10 protein-coding genes are annotated in these 18221 nt (G+C 67.6%); 6 read left to right on the top strand and 4 right to left on the bottom strand.

Going from position 1 to position 18221, the window contains the following annotated elements; all coding sequences use genetic code 11:
• Window positions 1-238: 238 nt before the first annotated feature.
• The 4 genes from OK349_RS13740 (at window position 239) to OK349_RS13725 (ending at window position 8873) form a co-directional block, all read left to right on the top strand.
• The gene (locus OK349_RS13740) at window positions 239-2083 is read left to right on the top strand and encodes a glycoside hydrolase family 127 protein (RefSeq protein WP_265118356.1); all 1845 of its coding nucleotides are present in this window, start codon (window positions 239-241) and stop codon (window positions 2081-2083) included.
• 157 nt (window positions 2084-2240) lie between these two features.
• Window positions 2241-3509, top strand: a complete 1269-nt coding sequence (locus OK349_RS13735) for a ribulose-bisphosphate carboxylase large subunit family protein (protein ID WP_265118355.1) — start codon at window positions 2241-2243, stop codon at window positions 3507-3509.
• A 1-nt stretch (window position 3510) separates the two neighbouring features.
• Complete coding sequence (locus tag OK349_RS13730) at window positions 3511-4788, top strand: four-carbon acid sugar kinase family protein (RefSeq protein WP_265118354.1); 1278 nt, start codon at window positions 3511-3513, stop codon at window positions 4786-4788.
• A gap of 35 nt (window positions 4789-4823) precedes the next feature.
• Entirely contained in the window at window positions 4824-8873 is a 4050-nt protein-coding gene (locus OK349_RS13725) for a glycosyl hydrolase (RefSeq protein WP_265118353.1), read from the top strand.
• Between the two features lie 4 nt (window positions 8874-8877).
• On the opposite strand, the gene OK349_RS13720 is transcribed toward OK349_RS13725, so the two are convergent.
• From OK349_RS13720 to OK349_RS13710, 3 genes are all read right to left on the bottom strand, one after another.
• Window positions 8878-9927 carry a glycoside hydrolase family protein gene (locus OK349_RS13720; protein WP_265118352.1) on the bottom strand — a complete coding sequence of 350 codons (1050 nt, stop codon included), beginning with the start codon at window positions 9925-9927 and terminating at the stop codon, window positions 8878-8880.
• 40 nt (window positions 9928-9967) lie between these two features.
• The gene (locus OK349_RS13715) at window positions 9968-12616 is read right to left on the bottom strand and encodes a TonB-dependent receptor (protein WP_265118351.1); all 2649 of its coding nucleotides are present in this window, start codon (window positions 12614-12616) and stop codon (window positions 9968-9970) included.
• A 143-nt stretch (window positions 12617-12759) separates the two neighbouring features.
• Window positions 12760-14067 carry a sugar MFS transporter gene (locus OK349_RS13710; RefSeq protein ID WP_265118350.1) on the bottom strand — a complete coding sequence of 436 codons (1308 nt, stop codon included), beginning with the start codon at window positions 14065-14067 and terminating at the stop codon, window positions 12760-12762.
• A 115-nt stretch (window positions 14068-14182) separates the two neighbouring features.
• Here OK349_RS13710 and OK349_RS13705 point away from each other — a divergent pair, with 115 nt between their 5' ends.
• Window positions 14183-15316, top strand: a complete 1134-nt coding sequence (locus tag OK349_RS13705) for an aldose epimerase family protein (RefSeq protein WP_265118349.1) — start codon at window positions 14183-14185, stop codon at window positions 15314-15316.
• Between the two features lie 13 nt (window positions 15317-15329).
• On the top strand, window positions 15330-17120 hold the full coding sequence (locus tag OK349_RS13700) for an IlvD/Edd family dehydratase (protein WP_265118348.1): 1791 nt from the start codon (window positions 15330-15332) through the stop codon (window positions 17118-17120).
• Between the two features lie 73 nt (window positions 17121-17193).
• Here the strand turns inward: OK349_RS13700 and araD1 are convergent, their stop codons facing one another.
• Entirely contained in the window at window positions 17194-18183 is a 990-nt protein-coding gene (gene araD1 / locus OK349_RS13695; protein ID WP_265118347.1) for an AraD1 family protein, read from the bottom strand.
• Window positions 18184-18221 lie beyond the last annotated feature (38 nt).

The raw sequence follows: 18221 nt of genomic DNA, 5'->3' as shown, positions 1-18221 counted from the left end.
GCCACCGGGAGGCGAGGGCGGGAAAAGAGCTTCTAGCGCAGTCGGTGAGGCCAAGTGGACCCCGGCACGAGGCCGGGGTGACGGTTGGGTTTCAAGGCGGTGAAGAACCGGAACCCGGATGGCGATCTGCTCGGCTTCGGCTGGTTGCGCCTCGCCAACATTAGTATTATTATATTTTCAATTCCCGACGAATCCGTAAAAATTCGTAAGGGGGCTGGAGCGATAATGGAGGGATTGGATGACTGACGGCCCAGTGACTGGTGGCCTATCGCGGCGGCGCTTCATGCACTGCGCCGCCTGCGCCACGACCGCTGCGGGAATGAGCGCGTTGCCCGCGAGCGCGCTCGCCGCAGCTTCCGTTTCTGGCCAGGCCTCGGGCGCGCTCAAGGGCAAGGAGGCGATGCACGAGTTCGCCTATGGCAAGGTGAAGCTCACCGGCGGCCGCATCAAGCGCCAGTTCGACCATATCCACGCGCATTTCCTGGCGCTCGACAATGACCGCATCCTCAAGGTCTTCCGCCAGAATGCCGGCCTCCCCGCGCCCGGCCCCGACATGGGCGGCTGGTACGACCGCGACGGCTTCGTCGCCGGGCTGACGCTCGGCCAGTATATCTCCGGCCTCGCCCGCTATGGCGCCGCAACTGGCGACCAGGCCGCGCACGAGAAGGTTCGCCTGCTGGTCAGCGAATGGGGCAAGGCGATGGTCGCGGCGACCAACCCTTATGCCGGCCCGCGCGCGCAGGCGCAGTGGGCAGCCTATGTCATGGACAAGTACGTCGTCGGGCTGGTCGACGCCTATCGCCTGAGCGGAGCGGAGCAGGCCAGGACGCTGCTGCCGATCATCATCGAGAAGTGCCGTCCCTATATCTCGCCGGTCTCGCGCGACCGCGTCGGCAAGACCGAGCCGCCCTATGACGAAACCTACGTCATCTCGGAGAACCTGTTCCACGTCGCCGAGATCACCGGCGACCGCAAGTATCACGACATGGCGGTCCACTACCTCCTCAACAAGGAGTGGTTCGACCCGCTCGCCGCGGGCCAGGACGTGCTGCCGACCAAGCACGCCTATAGCCACACCATCGGCAACGCATCGGGCGCGCAGGCCTATCTGCATCTCGGCGACGAGAAATACCGCACCGCGCTGATCAACGCGTGGAAGTTCATGGAGCCGCAGCGCTTCGCCTCGGGCGGCTGGGGTCCGGAGGAGCAGTTCGTGGTGCTCGGCCAGGGCAACCTCGCCAAGAGCCTCAAAGGCTCCAAGGCGCATTACGAGACGCCGTGCGGCGCCTTCGCGGATTTGAAGCTCGCGCGCTACCTGATCCGCTTCACCGGCGAGGCGCAATATGGCGACGGGCTCGAGCGCTCGCTTTACAACACGATGCTCGCGACGCGCCTGCCCGACAGCGACGGCGGCTACCCCTATTATTCCGACTACGGCGCGCAGGGGCAGAAGCGCTATTACCACCAGAAATGGCCGTGCTGTTCGGGCACGCTGGTGCAGGGCGTCGCCGACTATGTGCTCAACGCCTATTTCCACGACAACGACAATCTGCTGGTCAACCTCTACACCCCGTCCGAAGTGACCTGGGACCGCCCCGGCGGCGCGGTCGAGGTGGTGCAGGAGACCGACTATCCGGTCGCCGACACCGTGAAGCTGCGCGTGCGCAAGGCCGGCAACGGCCGCTTCGCCATGAAGCTGCGCATCCCGCACTGGACCAAGGGCGCCAAGCTGCTGGTCAACGGCAAGGCGCAGGCGGCGACGCCGGGCCAGCTCGCGACGATCACGCGGACCTGGAAGGCCGGCGACGCGGTCGAGCTGACCATCCCGCAGCCGCTGCGCACCCTCGCGATCGATCCGGAGAACCCCAACCTCCAGGCGGTGATGCGCGGCGCGATCATGTATGTCGGCCTCAACCCGTGGGAGGGGATCGAGAACGAGACGATCGCGCTCCCGGGCGCGCTCGAGCCGATGCCAGGCCACCCCGAATCCTATCGGGCGAAGGTCGGCCAACGGAACCTCGTGTTCATCCCCTATTACGCGGTCGATACCGAGCGCACGACGACCTACTTCAAGACGGCGTGATGCGCGACGCCCGTGCAGCATAACCTCACCCTCACCCTTCCCGCCGCCTGCGGCGGCGGGCCCCTTCCCTCTCCCGTTGGGAGAGGGAAGGGGGCGCCGGAAGGGTGAGGGTGACCTACGCTGAAGAGCGAATGACAGACTGAAAGCATGATTTGAAATGACCGACCCGCGCGTCACCGCCACCTACGAGATCGAAACCGCCTTCCCGTTGCAGCAGGCCGCGGAGACGATGGCCGGCGAGCAGTCGACCGGAACCTTCGTGCGCGTGCCGGGCGAAACCGACGCGCTGCGCGAGGCGCATGCCGCGCGGGTCGAGGAACTGGTCGAGCTGGGCGAGGTCGCGGAACCCTCGCTCCCGGGTTCGGGGAAGCCGAAGGATTGGGACGGCAAGCGGCGCCGGGCGCGGGTCGTGCTGTCATGGCCGGTATCGAACATGGGGCCGTCGCTTCCCAATCTGCTCGCGACGATCAACGGCAACCTCTCCGAGCTCAAGGCCTTCTCCGGCCTGCGGCTGGTCGACGTGACGCTGCCGCCGGCGTTCCTCGAGCGCTATCAGGGGCCGCAATTCGGCGTGCCGGGCACGCGCGAGTTGGCGGGAGTCTATGACCGCCCGATCATTGGCACGATCATCAAGCCGAGCGTCGGCATGTCGCCCGAAGCCACCGCCGCACAGGTCCGCACGCTGGTCGAGGCAGGGATCGACTTCATTAAGGACGACGAATTGCAGGCCGACGGCCCGCACTGCCCGTTCGACGCGCGGATCAGCGCGGTGATGCGCGTGATCAACGAACATGCCGACAAGACCGGCAAGAAGGTGATGTTCGCCGCCAACCTGACCGGCGAGATCGACGAGATGCTCGCCCGCCACGATCACGTCGTGGCCGCGGGCGGCACCTGCATCATGGCCAGCATGAACTCGATCGGCCTGCCCGCGATGAAGGTGCTTCGCGCCCATTCGCAGCTGCCGATCCACGGCCACCGCAACGGCTGGGGCATGCTCGGCCGCTCGCCCGCGATCGGCATGAGCTACATCGCCTTCCAGAAGCTGTGGCGGCTCGCCGGGATCGACCACACGCACGTCAACGGCATCGACAACAAGTTCTGCGAGAGCAACGAGAGCGTGATCGCCTCGGCCCGCGAATGCCTGACGCCGATGTTCCCGGCGCCGCACAAGGGCTGCGAGATCATGCCGGTCTTCTCCTCGGGCCAGTCGGCCCGGCAGGCCGCGCCGACCTATGCCGCGCTCGGCAGCGTCGACTGCATGTTCGCCGCGGGCGGCGGGATCATGGCGCATCCGGGCGGCCCCGCCGCGGGCGTGCGCGCATTGCAGCAGGCCTGGGAAGCCGCGGTCGCGGGCGTTCCCGTCGAGCAGGCCGCAAACGACGCGCCGGAGCTGAAGGCGGCGCTCGGCGCGTTCGGCGGCTGACATGGCCGCACCACTCTACGCCTTCATCGGTGACGACTTCACCGGCTCGACCGACGTGCTCGAGCAGCTCGCCGAGGGCGGCGTGCCGGCGGTGCTGTTCCTGCGCACGCCCGATGCGGCGCTGCGTGCCCGCTTCCCTCGGGCACGCGCGATCGGCATCGCCAGCGACGCGCGCAGCCGGCCGCCCGAATGGATGGACGCCGAGCTGCCCGCGATGTTCGCCGCGCTGAGCGACGCGGCGATCATCCACTACAAGACCTGCTCGACCTTCGACAGCGCGCCACAGACCGGCTCGATCGGCCGTGCGCTCGACATCGGCGTGGCGGCGTTCGGCGGGCCGGGGGCGATCGTGGTCGCGGCGCCGCATCTGGGCCGTTACGTCGCCTTTGCCAATCTGTTCGCGGTGGCGGGTGACGTGGTCCATCGCATCGACCGCCACCCGACCATGTCGCGCCATCCGGTCACGCCGATGCACGAGGCGGACCTGATCCGGCATCTCGCCGCGCAGACCAATGCGACGATCGGCCATGTCCCGCTCGACCGCCTCCAGTCGGGCGACGCCGAAGCCGCGTTCGACGCGGTGCGCGACGCCGACGCCGTGCTGTTCGACGGCACCACCTTCGCCGATCTCACCGCGACCGGCGCGATCCTGCATTCGCGCGGCATCCGCTTCGCCGCGGGCAGCTCGGGCGTCACCCGCGCGCTGGTGCTGGCATGGCAGGCGGAGGGCCTCATCGACGGCAAGCCCGCTGTCACCCGCGCCGCCGAAGCCGATCGCCTGCTCGTCGTCAGCGGCAGCTGCTCGCCGGTCACCGCGCGCCAGATCGCACGCAGCGCCGCCGACGGCTTTGCCGCCGCGCGTGCCGATGTGCCGGCGCTGCTGCAAGGATCCTCCGCCGAGGAAGCACGCCTTGCCGACGCTGCGCTCGACGCGCTCGCCCAAGGCAACCGCGCGCTCATCGCCTCCGCTGAAGGCCCGCTCGACGCCCACGCCCCCGCGGCCGGCGAGAGGCTCGGCCAGGCGCTCGGCCGCGTCACCCGCGACGTGGTCCGCCGCGCACGCCTCACCCGCGTGCTGTTCGCGGGCGGCGACACCTCCAGCCACGGCGTCGCCCAGCTCGGCATCGACGCGCTGACCTGGGCGGCGCCGATCGAACGCGGCGCGCCCCTCGTCCGCGCCCATGCCGCCGATCCTGCGGTTGACGGGCTCGAACTGGTGCTCAAGGGCGGCCAGATGGGCGGCGAGGATTTCTTCGAAACCGTCCGCCGGGGCGGCTAAGGCAAGGCCGAAGAAGCCGCAAGCAGGAGAGCGGAATGTCACGGGTTGCGTACTGGGCGTTGGGAACGGCACTGGCGGCGCTGGCGACGACGAGCGCAGCGCAGGAGCGTGTCGCCCAACCCGCACCCGACCCCGACAAGTTCCGCAACCCGCCGGCCGAGGCGCGGCCGCACACGCTCTATTTCTGGATGAACGGCAACGTCACCAGGGAGGGGATCGACGCCGATCTCCAGGCGATGCGCGACATCGGCCTGGGCGGCGTGCTGATGTTCGACGGCAGCAGCGACGTGCCCAAGGGCCCGGTCGATTATTTGAGCCCGCAATGGCTCGACCTGATGACCCATATGATGGGCAAGGCCGACGAGCTGGGGCTCAAGGTCGGGCTGCACAATGCGCCGGGCTGGTCGTCCTCGGGCGGGCCGTGGATCAAGCCCGAGCAGGCGATGCAGCAGATCGTGTGGACCGAGACGCGCGTCACCGGCGGCCAGCCGGTCAGCGTGCAGCTGCCGCAGCCCTATACCAAGGAAGGCTATTATCGCGATGCCGCGGTGATCGCCTTCCCCGCCTCGCCCGGCGACGAGAGCCAGTATCGCGCGGCGGTCGTCGCGATGGATGCAGGCGCCACCATTGATCCCGCAACGCTGACCGATCGCGACCTCCATAGCGCAGCGGAGATCTCGCCCACCGCGCCGCTCATCGTGACGATGAACGCGCCGTTCGCAGCCCAGGCGATCACGCTCTACGCGGACAAGGAAGCGCCCGCTTTCTCGGCGACGGTCGAGGCCTCGGTCGACGGCGTCACCTGGTCGCGCATCGGCAAGGTCAATGTCGGCGCGGAGCGCGGCATCGAATCCCCCGGCACGCTCAATTTCCCCAATGTCGAGGCGATCTATTTCCGCATCACCCCCTCGGCCAGGGTCAAGCTCGCCGAGGCGTTGCTCTACGCGACGCCGCGGATCGACAATTGGGACCTCAAGGCCGAGCATGATTTCGTCATGGCCGGGCCGACCGAGAAGCAGCCCGCCGACCTCAAGGCGCAATATGCGATCGACCCCGCCCAGGTGATCGACATCACCGCCAACCTCGACGCCGCCGGCACGCTCAACTGGACCCCGCCCGAGGGCGAATGGACCGTGCTGCGCTTCGGCCACACACCCACCGGCAAGCTCAACGTCGCCGCGTCGGATTCGGGCCGCGGGCTCGAGATCGACAAGCTCAGCGCCGCGGCGGTCGACCACCAGTTTGACAGCACGCTCGCCAAGGTGGTGAAGGCGGCAGGCCCCCTAGCGGGCAAGGCGTTCGACATGATCGAGATCGACAGCTTCGAAGCCGGGATGCAGAACTGGACACCTGCGCTCCCCGCCGATTTCCAGAAGCGCAACGGCTATGCGATCACGCAATACCTCCCCGCCCTGACCGGCCGCATCGTCGGCGACCTCGACGTCTCCAACCGCTTCCTGTTCGATTTCCGCCGCACCCTCGCCGACCTGATGGCCGACAATTATTATGGCCGGATGCAGGACCGCGTGAACCATGCGGGCCTCAAATTCCATATCGAGGGCTATGGCCCCGGCCCGTTCGACGCGCTGCAGGTGTCGGGCCGCGCGCAGGTGCCGATGACTGAATTCTGGTCGCGCACCCCCTGGACCGACAACCGCACGGTCAAGATGGTCGCCTCAGCCGGGCACGTCTACGGCAAGAACGTGATCGCCGCCGAGGCCTTCACCGGCGAGGCCGAGACCAGCCGCTGGCAGGACTATCCCTATTCGATGAAGACGCTGGGCGACCAGATGTTTGCGCAGGGCTTCAACCAGATCTTCTTCCACCGCTGGGCGCACCAGGCCAATCCCAAGGCGCTGCCTGGCATGGCGATGGGGCCATGGGGCATCAACCTCGAAGCGTCGAACACCTGGGTGCGCCAGGCAAAGCCGTGGATGGAGTATCTCGCGCGGAGCCAGTACATGCTGCGCCAAGGCACCTATGTCGCCGACGTGCTCTACTTCGTCGGCGAGGACAGCCCCAACCAGGCCGAATATGTCCGCCCGCAAGTGTCGCCCGACACCAACCCCAGGATCGGCGTGCATTTCGACCCGCAGGTCCCCGCGGGCCATCAATATGACCTCGTCAATGCCGAGGTGCTGCTGACCCGGGCCAGGGTGAAGGACGGGCAAGTCGTGCTCGCCAACGGCGCAACCTATCGCCTGCTCGTTATCCCGCAGGACATCACGACGATGACGCCGCGGCTCGCCGCGAAGATCCGCGAGCTGGTCGAGGCCGGCATGGCGGTGCTCGGGCCCAGGCCGGTCCACCCGATGACGATGGCGGGCAAGGCCGAGGGCGACGCCGCCTTCCGCAGCGCGGTCGACGCCGTGTGGGGCAATGGCGCCGCGGCACGCAAGGTCGGCAAGGGCCGGGTATTCCCCGGCGGATCGGTCGGTGACGCACTCGCCGCGCTCAAGGTCGCGCCCGACGCCGATTGCCGCACCGCGAGCCCCGACGGGCAGGTCGTGTGGCTGCACCGCAAGACCGACGCCAACCACATCTACTTCGTCGCCAACCGCCAGCGCCGGGCGGAGCGCGTCACCTGCACCTTCCGCGTCGGCAGCGCGGCGCCGTCTTTATGGGATGCCGAGACCGGCGGCATCACCCGACCGGCGCTGTTCCGCACCGAGCGCGACTTCACCGAAGTGACCTTCGACCTCTCCCCCGCCGGCTCGACCTTCGTGACGCTCGACTTCGCCGGCGGGGCGAAGCGGATCGACTGGGTGGCGAAGGACGGCCAGCGCTTCGTGGATACCACGGCGAAACCCGCCGCGACGCCCGCGCCCTCGAACAGCTTCACCATCTCGCTCTGGGCCAAGCCCGACATCGACCTGCGCCTGATGCCCGACGAAAGCGTTGAGGGCCGCATCAACGAGACCGGCAAGCAATACCTTATCCCCGCCCGCGCGGGCCGCGACATCTACGGGCCGAAGACCGCGCCAAAAACCGCCATTGCCGGGCTCGCGCTGGGCCGCAACGGCGCCTTCGTGATCGAGCGAGTCGCATCCGACAGCGTGCCCGCGGTGCTGGTCAGCCACACCCCGGTCGCCGGCTGGACGCATGTCGCTTTGGTCTATGACAAGGGCACGCCGCGCCTCTACCTCAACGGCAAGCTCGCCCGCACCGGGCGCAAGAGCGGCCGCACCGTCTTTGCCGGCGGCAGCGACGCCCCCGCGCCGGTCGGCGTCACCTATTCCTTCGAGGGCAATTTCACCCCCGCACGCACCGAAGCGCGCGTGCGGACGGCCGAGGAGATCGCCGCGGAAGCCGCCGCCGGTCCGCCCGCCCCGGTCCTCTCCGCCGCACCGGCCGAGATCACCCGCGACCGCTATGGCGATCTCGAGGCGCTGGCGTGGGAGAGCGGCAGCTATACGCTCAGCGACGGTGGCAAGTTCGAGGCGGAGGTGCCCGCGCCGATCGCGGTCCATGGGCCGTGGGAGGTCGCGCTCCAGCCCGGCCGCAGCGCGCCTGCGCGGATCACCCTGCCCAGCCTCTACTCGCTCAGCCGCCATGCCGACCCTGGCGTGCGCCATTTCTCAGGCACCGCCACCTATACGCGCACGATCGACGTGCCGGAGCACGCGCTCAAGAAGGGCCGCCGCGTCTGGCTCGACCTCGGCCGGGTCGAGGTGCTCGCCGGCGTCACGGTCAACGGCAAGGACCTCGGTGTGACGTGGAAGGAGCCCTATCGCGTCGACATCACTGATGCCGTGCGCCCGGGCGCCAACCAAGTCTCGCTCGCGGTCACCAATCTCTGGGCCAACCGCATGATCGCGGACGCCGCGCTGCCCGAGGAGGGCGAGTTCGTCGACGGCGACTGGGCGATCGGCCAGCGCTTCTTCGCCGACGGCACCAAGCAGGACGTGATGGCGCGCAAGATCATCGCGCTGCCCGACTGGTACAAGGCGGGCCAGGCCAAGCCCGCGGGCGGACGCGTCACCTTCACGCCCTGGACCTTCTATGAGGCGCACGAGCCTTTGCTCGATTCCGGGCTGCTCGGTCCGGTGCGCGTGGTGTTCGCCGATCGCGTGAAGGTCGAGTAAGCCCCTACCAGGGGATCGAGCGCGCGACCGAAATGCCGCGCACCTCGTCGGGCCAGGTACCCGCGACCGCGCAGTAGAAGTGGTAGAGCGCGCCGTCGTGCCAGATCACCGAGGGCTTGTGCGCGTGGGTTTCGTCGACGCTGCCCGGCGCGCCGCGGTCGATCATTGGCTCGGCCACTTTCTCGAAGTGGAACGGGTTGCGTCCGATCGCGAGCAGGTCGCGCGCGCCGCGGCGCGAGGTGTAGCCATAATAATACATCGCCCACAGCCCCTTGTGGCGCAGTACCCAGGGGTTGGCGGCGAAGCGCGCGTCGTTCGATCCGGGCGCGCCGACCTTGACGATCGGATTGCCCGAATGGCGCGTCCAGGTCTTGAGGTCGCGCGAGGTGGCGACGCCGATCTGTTCGAGCCACGGCACGTCGCGGTTCTTGGCGTTGTAGTAGAGATAGAAGGTGTCGCCGTCGCGCGTCAGGCAGGATTTGTAGAGCCCGCCGCGCTCCCATTCGACGCCGTCCTCGGGCCGCAGGATCGGCGTGTCGTCGCGCTCCCAGCGGATCAGGTCGTCGCTCCAGGCGAGCCCGATCACCGCGGGCCCTTCCTCCATGCCCGGGCTGGGATAGGCGTTCCAGCTCGCGAGATAGCGCCCCTTCACCTTGAGCGGCCGCCCGGCCGAGCGCAGCCCCGGCTCGCGCAGGATCGAGGACATGGCGATGTTGTAGCGCGTGATCGGCGAGCTCGGGTCGCGGGCGAGCGCGATCCCGCGCTTCTTCCAGGTGACGAGGTCTTCGCTCTCGGCAATGCCGGTCTGATAGCCGGTGCCGTCGAACCCGTAGAAGGTCATGTAGAAGCGATCAGGCCCGCGGACGACGAGCGGCGCGTCGACGAACTTGCTGTCGAACGCCGCCGGATCGTCGGACCTGGTCACGATCAGCCGGCCGAGCTTGTGGGGCGTGCGGAACGGCGCGAGGTCTACTTCCCGCTCACGTGCCAGGACAGGACCCGCGACCGCGCTCGCGCACAGTCCGGCAAGCGCGGTACGGCGCGTGATCCCCAAAAATTTCCCCGCCGCCGAAGCGGCGGGGAGGAGGGGGAGCTCAGAGCGTGAAGCGGACACCGGCCATGATCGTTCTTGAATCCTGCTCGTAATTGCCCGGCCGCGTCGGCACGCCGAAATAGGTGCGGGTCTTGGAGCGCAGCAGGTTGCCGCCTTCGATCGTCACCGTGATCTTGTCGGTGATGTCGTAGCCGATCGACGCATCGAGCCAGTCGCGCGCGCGGGTATAGACCGGCACGTTGGTGACGATATCGTTGCTCAGCAGGCTCGAATAGAATTTGTCACGCCAGTTATAGGCGAGCCGCGCGGAGAGCCCGCCCTTCTCGTAGATCAGGCTGGTGTTGAAGCTGTGCTTCGAGAGATTGGCGATCGGCGTCTGCAGGCCGGCGACGGATGTATCGGTCTTGCTGTCGACGAAGGTGTAGTTGGCCTGGACGCCGAACCCGCTGAGTAGCCCCGGCAGGAAATCGAAGAAGGTCTGGCCGCCGACCTCGAACCCCTTGATCTTGCCGGCCAGCTCGTTGGTCGGGCGGCTGATGCTGTAGTCGATCCCGTCGATCGTCTGCGGGCTGGTGCGCGTGACCAGGAAGTCCTCGATCTCGCGATAGAAACCCGCAAGGTAGAGTGAGGTCGTGCTCGACGGATAATATTCGAGGCTGGCGTCGAGCTGATTGGCGCGCAGCGGCCGCAGGTCCGGATTGCCCGCCGAGCCGGTGCGCTGGCCCGGCACCAGCGACAGCGTCGGCGACAGGCTGCTGAAGCCGGGCCGGGTCAGCGTCTTGGCCGCGGCGAGGCGCAGCTGCAGCGTGTCGGTAAAGCGGACACGGATATTCGCGCTCGGCAGCACGCTCACATATTGCGAGTCGATCTGCACCGGCGCGTAGCCGGTCTGGTCGAACACCGGCGGGTTGCCGGGCCCGGTGCCGGTGCCCGGCCGCTGGGTGAACAATGCGCGCGTGCCGTTGACGTTGAGGTTGGTGCGGATGATGCGCGTACCGATATTGCCGTCGACACGGATCGGTCCGTCGACTTCGAACTTGCCCATCACATAGCCGGCGAGCGTGCTCTCGCCGATCTGGTAGCCGAACAGCGGGTTGAACGTCGCCGGAGTGGTCAGCCCCAGCCGCGTGCGCACCGCGTCGAACCCGTCGCCGTCGAGCAGCTCGTGATTGGCGGCGTAGAAATTCTGCTCGATCAGGTCGGTCCCGCCGAACATCTGGTTGAGCGGGTTGAGGATGAACAGGTCGCTATAGGCCGATGCCTGCAGCGGAACCCCGCCCGCGCTCGGCGTCTGCGAGAAGCGGAGCTGGTCCTGCTTCACGTCCGCGTCGGTCCAGCGAATGCCGAAATGCATCGACTTCAGGAAATTGCTGTCGATCTCGAACCAGGCATCGGTGCGAAGCTGCTTCGATTCGGTCTCCGACAGGTTGATGTTGCGGGCGAGGCCGGCAACCACGAAGCTGTTGAGGCTGGTGAGGTCGACCCCGCTCACCCGCGCCGATCCCGGCAAGGTCGTCACGTCGAAATCGACGCGCGGCGCGGTCGTGTCGAGGTTGAGCTCGGTATAATAGAGCTGGCCGTTGCCGCGGGTATAGGCGGCGTCGATCGACAGATGGTTGGGGCCGGAATCGAACTTGACCCCGCCGGCGATCTGCCAGCTCTCCTCATAGGCGTCGCGATCCGCGCCGAACGTCCGGACGGGCACGTTGGTGAAGGCGATCCGGCTGACGTCGTTGGTGCCGTCGAAATATTCCACCGAGGCCGGATCGAACGTCCGGTTGCGCAGCGAGCGCAGATAGACGCCGTACTGCTGCTGGAGCTGCTGGGCATCCTGATAAGTGCCCTGGAGATAGAATTCGAGCTCGGGATTGGGCTTGTACTGGATCACCGCGTCGATGCCGATGCGGCGGCGGTCGGCGTTGATCACGGGCTGATATTGCTCGGAGAGCGAGGCCACGCCCGCGCCGATGTTGGGCTGCCCCACCGGCGCGCCGACATTGACGACGTGGCTCTCGAACGCGCGTTGCTGGAATGAGCCGGCGACGAGGATGCCGAACTCGCCGTCGCCCACCTCCCACGTATTGCTGACCAGCGCCGAGAACATCGGATCGACCTTGTCGGGCAAGTCCGAATAGCGCCCGCGCGCCGAGCCGCTGAGCGTGAAGCCCGGCTTGTCGAGCGGCTTGCGCGTGACGACGTTGATCAGGCCGCCGATGCCACCCTCGACCAAGTCGGCCGACGGGGTCTTGTAGACGTCGACGCGCGCGATCAGTTCGGCCGGGATGTTCTCGAGATCAACGCCGCGGCCGCTGCCGCCCGAGCGGCCGTTGAAGGTCGAGGTGACCTGCGAGAGGCCGCGGATGGTGATGCCCGATCCCTCGCCGCGGTCGCGCCCGACCTGGATGCCCGACACGCGCTGCAGCGCCTCGGTCACGTTCACGTCGGGGAGCTTGCCGATGTCCTCGGCGACGATCGAGTCGACGACCTGGTCGGCGTTGCGCTTGAGGCTCTGCGCCGACTGGAGCGAGCCGCGGATGCCGGTGACGATGATCTCGCCTTCGCCGGCCTCCTGCGCGCTGCTGTCCGCCGGTGCGGGCGGCGCGCCAGCGCCGTCCTGGGCCGAGGCGGGCATGGCTGCGACGATCGCGCAACCGGCTGCACCGGCCAATAGATTGCTGAGAATATGCATGCGCCATTCCTCTCCCTGTCCCGTCTTGTTGCGCGGGATTACATCACATATAATATGACTAATGTATCGGGGAGAGGACGCGTGTAATCAAGGCGAAAACGCAAGTTTCCGCAAATTTTTGTCAGACTATTGAAACGTCTCGGCTATTCGTCGAAGCGCACGGTGAGCTGCTCGCCCGTGGGTTTGGAACCCCATAGCGCGTAGAACAGCACATAAAGCTCGCACGCCGCGGTCAGCAGGAAGGAGAGCTGCAGGCCCCATTGGTCGGCCAGCCAGCCCTGCACCACCACCAGCGCGCCGCCAGCGATCGCCATGATCAGCAGCCCCGACCCTTCCTCGGTGAGCGGCCCAAGGCCCTTGATGCCGAGCGTGAAGATCGTCGGGAACATGATCGAGTGGAAGAAGCCGACCAGGATCAGCGCCCACATCGCGGCGGGGCCCTGGGCAAAGGTCGCGATCAGCATCACCACGAAGGCGCCGATCGAGAAGACGGCGAGGACATGCGCCGCATCGACCTTCTGCATCAGGAAGCTGCCGGCGAAGCGGCCGACCATCATCCCGCCCCACAGCAGGAACAGATAGTTGGAGGCCTGCTGGTGCGTGACATCGCCGATATGCGGCTGGCTGATGAAGTTGATGAACAGGTTCGACACGCCGATCTCGGCGATCAGGTAGATGAAGATCGCCGGCACCCCGAACACCAGGTTGCGGTGGCTCCACAGCGACAGCCCCTTGCGCGCCTCGCGGCTCGCGCGCTGCGTCGCCGCGCCCATCGCGGGAAGCGGAAAGCGCGCGATCACCACCGCGAGCACCACCAGCACGCCCGCGACGATGAGATAGGGCAGGATCACCGATTGTGCGTCGGCATAGCGCTCGGCCGCGGTCAGCGCGACGTCCGCCTCCGAGGTACCGCCCTTGGAACGGCCGAGGATCAGATAGCCGCCGAACAGCGGCGCCAGCGTGGTGCCGAACGAGTTGAACGCCTGCACCAGGTTGAGCCGCGACGAAGAGGTCTCGGGCGGACCGACCACCGCGACATAGGGGTTGGCCGCGACCTGGAGCAAGGTGATGCCGCTCGCGATCACGAACAGTGCGACCAACACCACCTCATATGAGGGAAGGCGCGCCGCCGGCACCATCATCAGCGCGCCCGCCGCCATGGCGAGCAACCCGATCACCAGCGACTTCTGATAGCCGATTCGCTCGATCAGCTTGGCCGCGGGGATCGAGGCGACGAAATAGGCGATGAACCACACGCTCTCGATCAGCGTGGTCTGGGTGTAGTTGAGCTCGAACACGCTGCGCAGGTGCGGCAGCAGCGTGTTGTTGATGACGGTGATGAAGCCCCACATGAAGAACAGGCTGGCGAGCAGCGCCAGCGCCGGGCGATAGTTGAACGACGGCGACGCCGTCTTTTCCCCGATCGCCGTGTCGAGAGGTGGAAGCGCCATTCAATCCCTCCAGGATGCATTTCCGCGCAAGCGGCTTGCCCGATTATTTCTCCGACTATATGCGGGGAGGGAACATCGTCAATGGCCGCCGGGCCGGATGCGGGGAGGCGAGTGAATGCGAGCAATGCTGTATGCCGCGGCGCTGATGGCGCCGATCGCCGCCGGACCTGCCCTCGCCGCCGAGGCCGAGCGCGCGCCGGCCGGGCGCCTGGCCGATGGCAGCGCGGTCGAGGCGGTGACGCTGAGCAATGCCAAGGGCGTCAAGGCGCGCATCCTGACCTATGGCGCGACACTGCAATCGCTCGCCGCACCCGGCCGGGAGGGCAAGGTCGCGGAGGTCACGCTCGGCTATGACGAGGTGGCTGACTATGAAGCCAAGCCCAATTATTTCGGCGTCACCGTCGGCCGCTATGCCAACCGCATCGCTGGCGCGCGCTTCAAGCTCGACGGGCGCGACTATCAGCTGACCAGCAACGATGGCACCAACTCGCTGCACGGTGGCAAGCAGGGCTTCGACAAGCGCAACTGGAAGATCGTCTCGGTCACGCGCGGACCAGCGGCGAAGGTCGTGCTCGGTCTCACCAGCCCCGATGGCGACCAGGGCTATCCCGGCAAGCTCGATGTCACCGTCAGCTATGCGCTGAACGACAGCGGCGACCTCACGATCGAGTTCGAGGCGCGGACCGACAAGCCGACGATCGTCAACATGACCAACCACGCGCTGTTCAACCTTGCCGGCGACGGCGCAGCCGAAGGCACCTCGGGGCAGCTGCTGACCATCCCCGCCGCCGCCTATACGCCGGTCGACGACATGCTCATCCCGACCGGGGAGCTCAAGCCGGTCGCCGGCACCGTGTTCGATTTCCGCAAGGCGCGGCGGATCGCCGACGGGCTGCGCGACGGCCGCGATCCGCAGATCGTGATCGGCCGCGGCTATGACCATAATTTCGCGCTCGACAAGGGCCCGACCGCCACGCCCGCGCTCGCCGCGCGGCTCGAGGATCCGGCCTCGGGCCGCGTGCTCGAGGTGCTGAGCACCGAGCCCGGCATTCAGTTCTACAGCGGCAATTTCCTCGACGGCACGCTCAAGGGCCGTCAGGGGCGCGTCTATCGCATGGGCGATGGCATCGCGCTCGAGCCGCAGAAATTCCCCGATGCGCCCAACCAGCCGCGCTTCGCCTCCGCGCGTGTCGATCCGGGCAAGCCCTATCGCCACGTCATGATCTACCGCCTCGCGGTGCTTCCCTGAGTTCCTGGAAACAATGACCGAAGACAAGAAACTGCGTTCCGCCGCCTGGTTCGACAATCCGGACAATGTCGACATGACCGCGCTCTATCTCGAGCGCTATCTGAACTTTGGCCTGAGCCTCAAGGAGCTGCGCAGCGGCCGCCCGATCATCGGCATCGCGCAGACCGGCAGCGACCTCTCCCCGTGCAACCGCCACCATCTCGTCCTCGCCGAACGCGTGCGCGAAGGCATCCGTGAGGCGGGCGGCATCGCGATCGAATTCCCGGTCCATCCGATCCAGGAGACGGGCAAGCGCCCGACCGCCGGACTCGACCGCAACCTCGCCTATCTCGGACTGGTCGAGGCGCTCTACGGCTACCCGCTCGACGGCGTGGTGCTGACGATCGGCTGCGACAAGACCACGCCCGCCTGCCTGATGGCGGCGGCAACGGTGAACATTCCCGCGATCGCCTTGTCGGTCGGCCCGATGCTCAACGGCTGGTACAAGGGCGAGCGCACCGGCTCGGGCACGATCGTGTGGAAGGCGCGCGAGCTGCTCGCCGCGGGCGAGATCGACGATGACGAGTTCATCCGCCTCGTCGCCTCCTCGGCGCCCTCGACCGGCTATTGCAACACGATGGGCACGGCGACGACGATGAACAGCCTGACCGAGGCGCTGGGCATGTCGCTGCCCGGTTCCGCCGCGATTCCCGCGCCGTATCGCGATCGGCAGGAAGTGGCCTATCTCACCGGCCTGCGCGCGGTGGAGCTGGTGCGCGAGGACGTGAAGCCCTCGGACATCCTGACGCGCGACGCCTTTCTCAACGCGATCGCGGTCAACTCGGCGATCGGCGGCTCGACCAACGCGCCGATCCACTTGAATGCCATCGCGCGGCACATGGGCGTCGAGCTCAACATCGACGACTGGCAGGCGTTCGGCCACGACGTGCCGCTGCTGGTCAACCTGCAGCCCGCGGGCGAGTATCTCGGCGAAGACTATTACCGCGCCGGCGGCGTGCCCGCCGTGGTCGCGCAGCTCATCTCGCGCGGGCTGATCCGCGAGGATGCGCTGACCGTCAATGGCCGCAGTATCGGCGCGAATTGTGCTAGCGCGAAGATCGAGGACGAGCGCGTCATTCGCCCGATCGGCGAACCGATCCTCGAACAGGCCGGCTTCGTCGTGCTGCGCGGCAATCTGTTCGACGCGGCGATCCTCAAGACCAGCGTGATCTCCGACGAGTTCCGCCAGCACTTCCTGTCCAACCCCGACGATCCCGATGCGTTCGAGGGGCCGGTCGTGGTGTTCGACGGGCCAGAGGATTATCACGCGCGGATCGACGATCCGGCGACCGGCATCACCGCCGGCACGCTGCTGGTGATGCGCGGCGCGGGGCCGATCGGCTATCCGGGCGCCGCCGAGGTGGTCAATATGCGCGCGCCCGCGCATCTGCTGCGCGAGGGCGTGACCGTGCTCCCCTGCATCGGCGACGGGCGCCAGTCGGGCACCAGCGGCAGCCCCTCGATCCTCAACGCCTCGCCCGAGGCGGCGGCGATGGGCGGTCTCGCGCTGCTGCGCGACGGCGACCGCATCCGCATCGACCTGCGCAAGGGCACCGCCGACGCGCTCGTGCCGGCCGGAGAGCTGGCCGAGCGCCGCCGCGCGCTCGAGACCGAGGGTGGCTATCGCTATCCCGCGTCGCAGACCCCCTGGCAGGAGATCCAGCGCAACTTGGTGGGCCAGATGGACAAGGGCGCGATCCTCGAAGGGTCCGAGCGCTTCCAGCGCATCGCCCAGATCCAGGGATTGCCGCGCGACAACCACTAGCGCCCGTTTTTTCGTCACCCCGGCCTTGTGCCGGGGCCCACGGAGCCGCACCGGCCTCAAACTCGGCAGAGACTCAGAGCGCGCGGACCGTCACCGCCTCCGCCTCGGCCCGCGCCAGCCGGTTGCGCAGCGGCAGGCTGAACGGCGCCGCCTCAACCTCGAACACGTCGCCGGGCGCGGTCGCGATGCCGTCGCTGAACGACAGCGTCGCGGTGCCGAAGAAATGGACGTGCACGTCGCCTGGGCGGCGGAACAGCGCATATTTGAAGTGGTGATGCTCGAGATTGGCGATGCTGTGCGACATGTTCGCCTCGCCCGACAGGAACGGCTTCTCCCACAGCACCGCGCCTTCGCGCACGATGCGGCTGGCGCCGCGCACATCGGCGGGCAGTTCGCCGACGAGCAGCTCGGGTCCCAGCGCCGCCTGGCGCAGCTTCGAATGTGCGAGCCACAGATAATTGTGCCGCTCGGTCACATGGTCGCTGAACTCGTTGGCGAGGCAGAAGCCGAGCCGCCACGGCGCGCCGTCGGGCCCGATCAGATAGATGCCGGCGATCTCCGGCTCCTCGCCGCCATCCTGCGCGAAGGCGGGCATCACCAGATCGGCGCCGGGTGCGGCCAGTTGCGAACCGTCGCCCTTGTAGAACCATTCGGGCTGCTGGCCGACCGTGCCGGCCGCGGGCTTGCCGCCCTCGACCCCCTCCAGGAACATGCGCATCGAATCGGTGAGTTTCTCGCCCGCCGCGGCCGCGCGGTGCATCTTGTCGCGCCCCTCGGCCGAGCCGAGATGGGTGAGCCCGGTGCCGCTCAGCACGATATGTGCGGTGTCCGCATGATCGACCGGCGTGAGCAGCCGTCCCGTGCGGAGCGCTTCTGCCAAATCGACTGGGCCTTCAAGGCCCACCCGCTCCACCATCTCGTGCAGGCCAATGCCCAGCTCGATCGCCTCGTTCGCCAGCGCGGTCAGGCTCGTCGCGCCGGCCACGAATCCGGTCCGGCCGTCCCTATTGGCGACGAGGCGGGTGCCGCCATCCCCCGAACGATAGCGCGACAGCTTCAACATCAGGCAACCTCCAATTGGGAGTCGCGGATTTAGTCCGA

Source organism: Sphingomonas sp. BT-65 (assembly GCF_026107375.2).
GTDB lineage: Bacteria > Pseudomonadota > Alphaproteobacteria > Sphingomonadales > Sphingomonadaceae > Sphingomonas.
The sequence above is the reverse complement of the archived record's forward strand: the minus strand, read 5'-3'. Positions and strand labels throughout refer to the sequence as shown.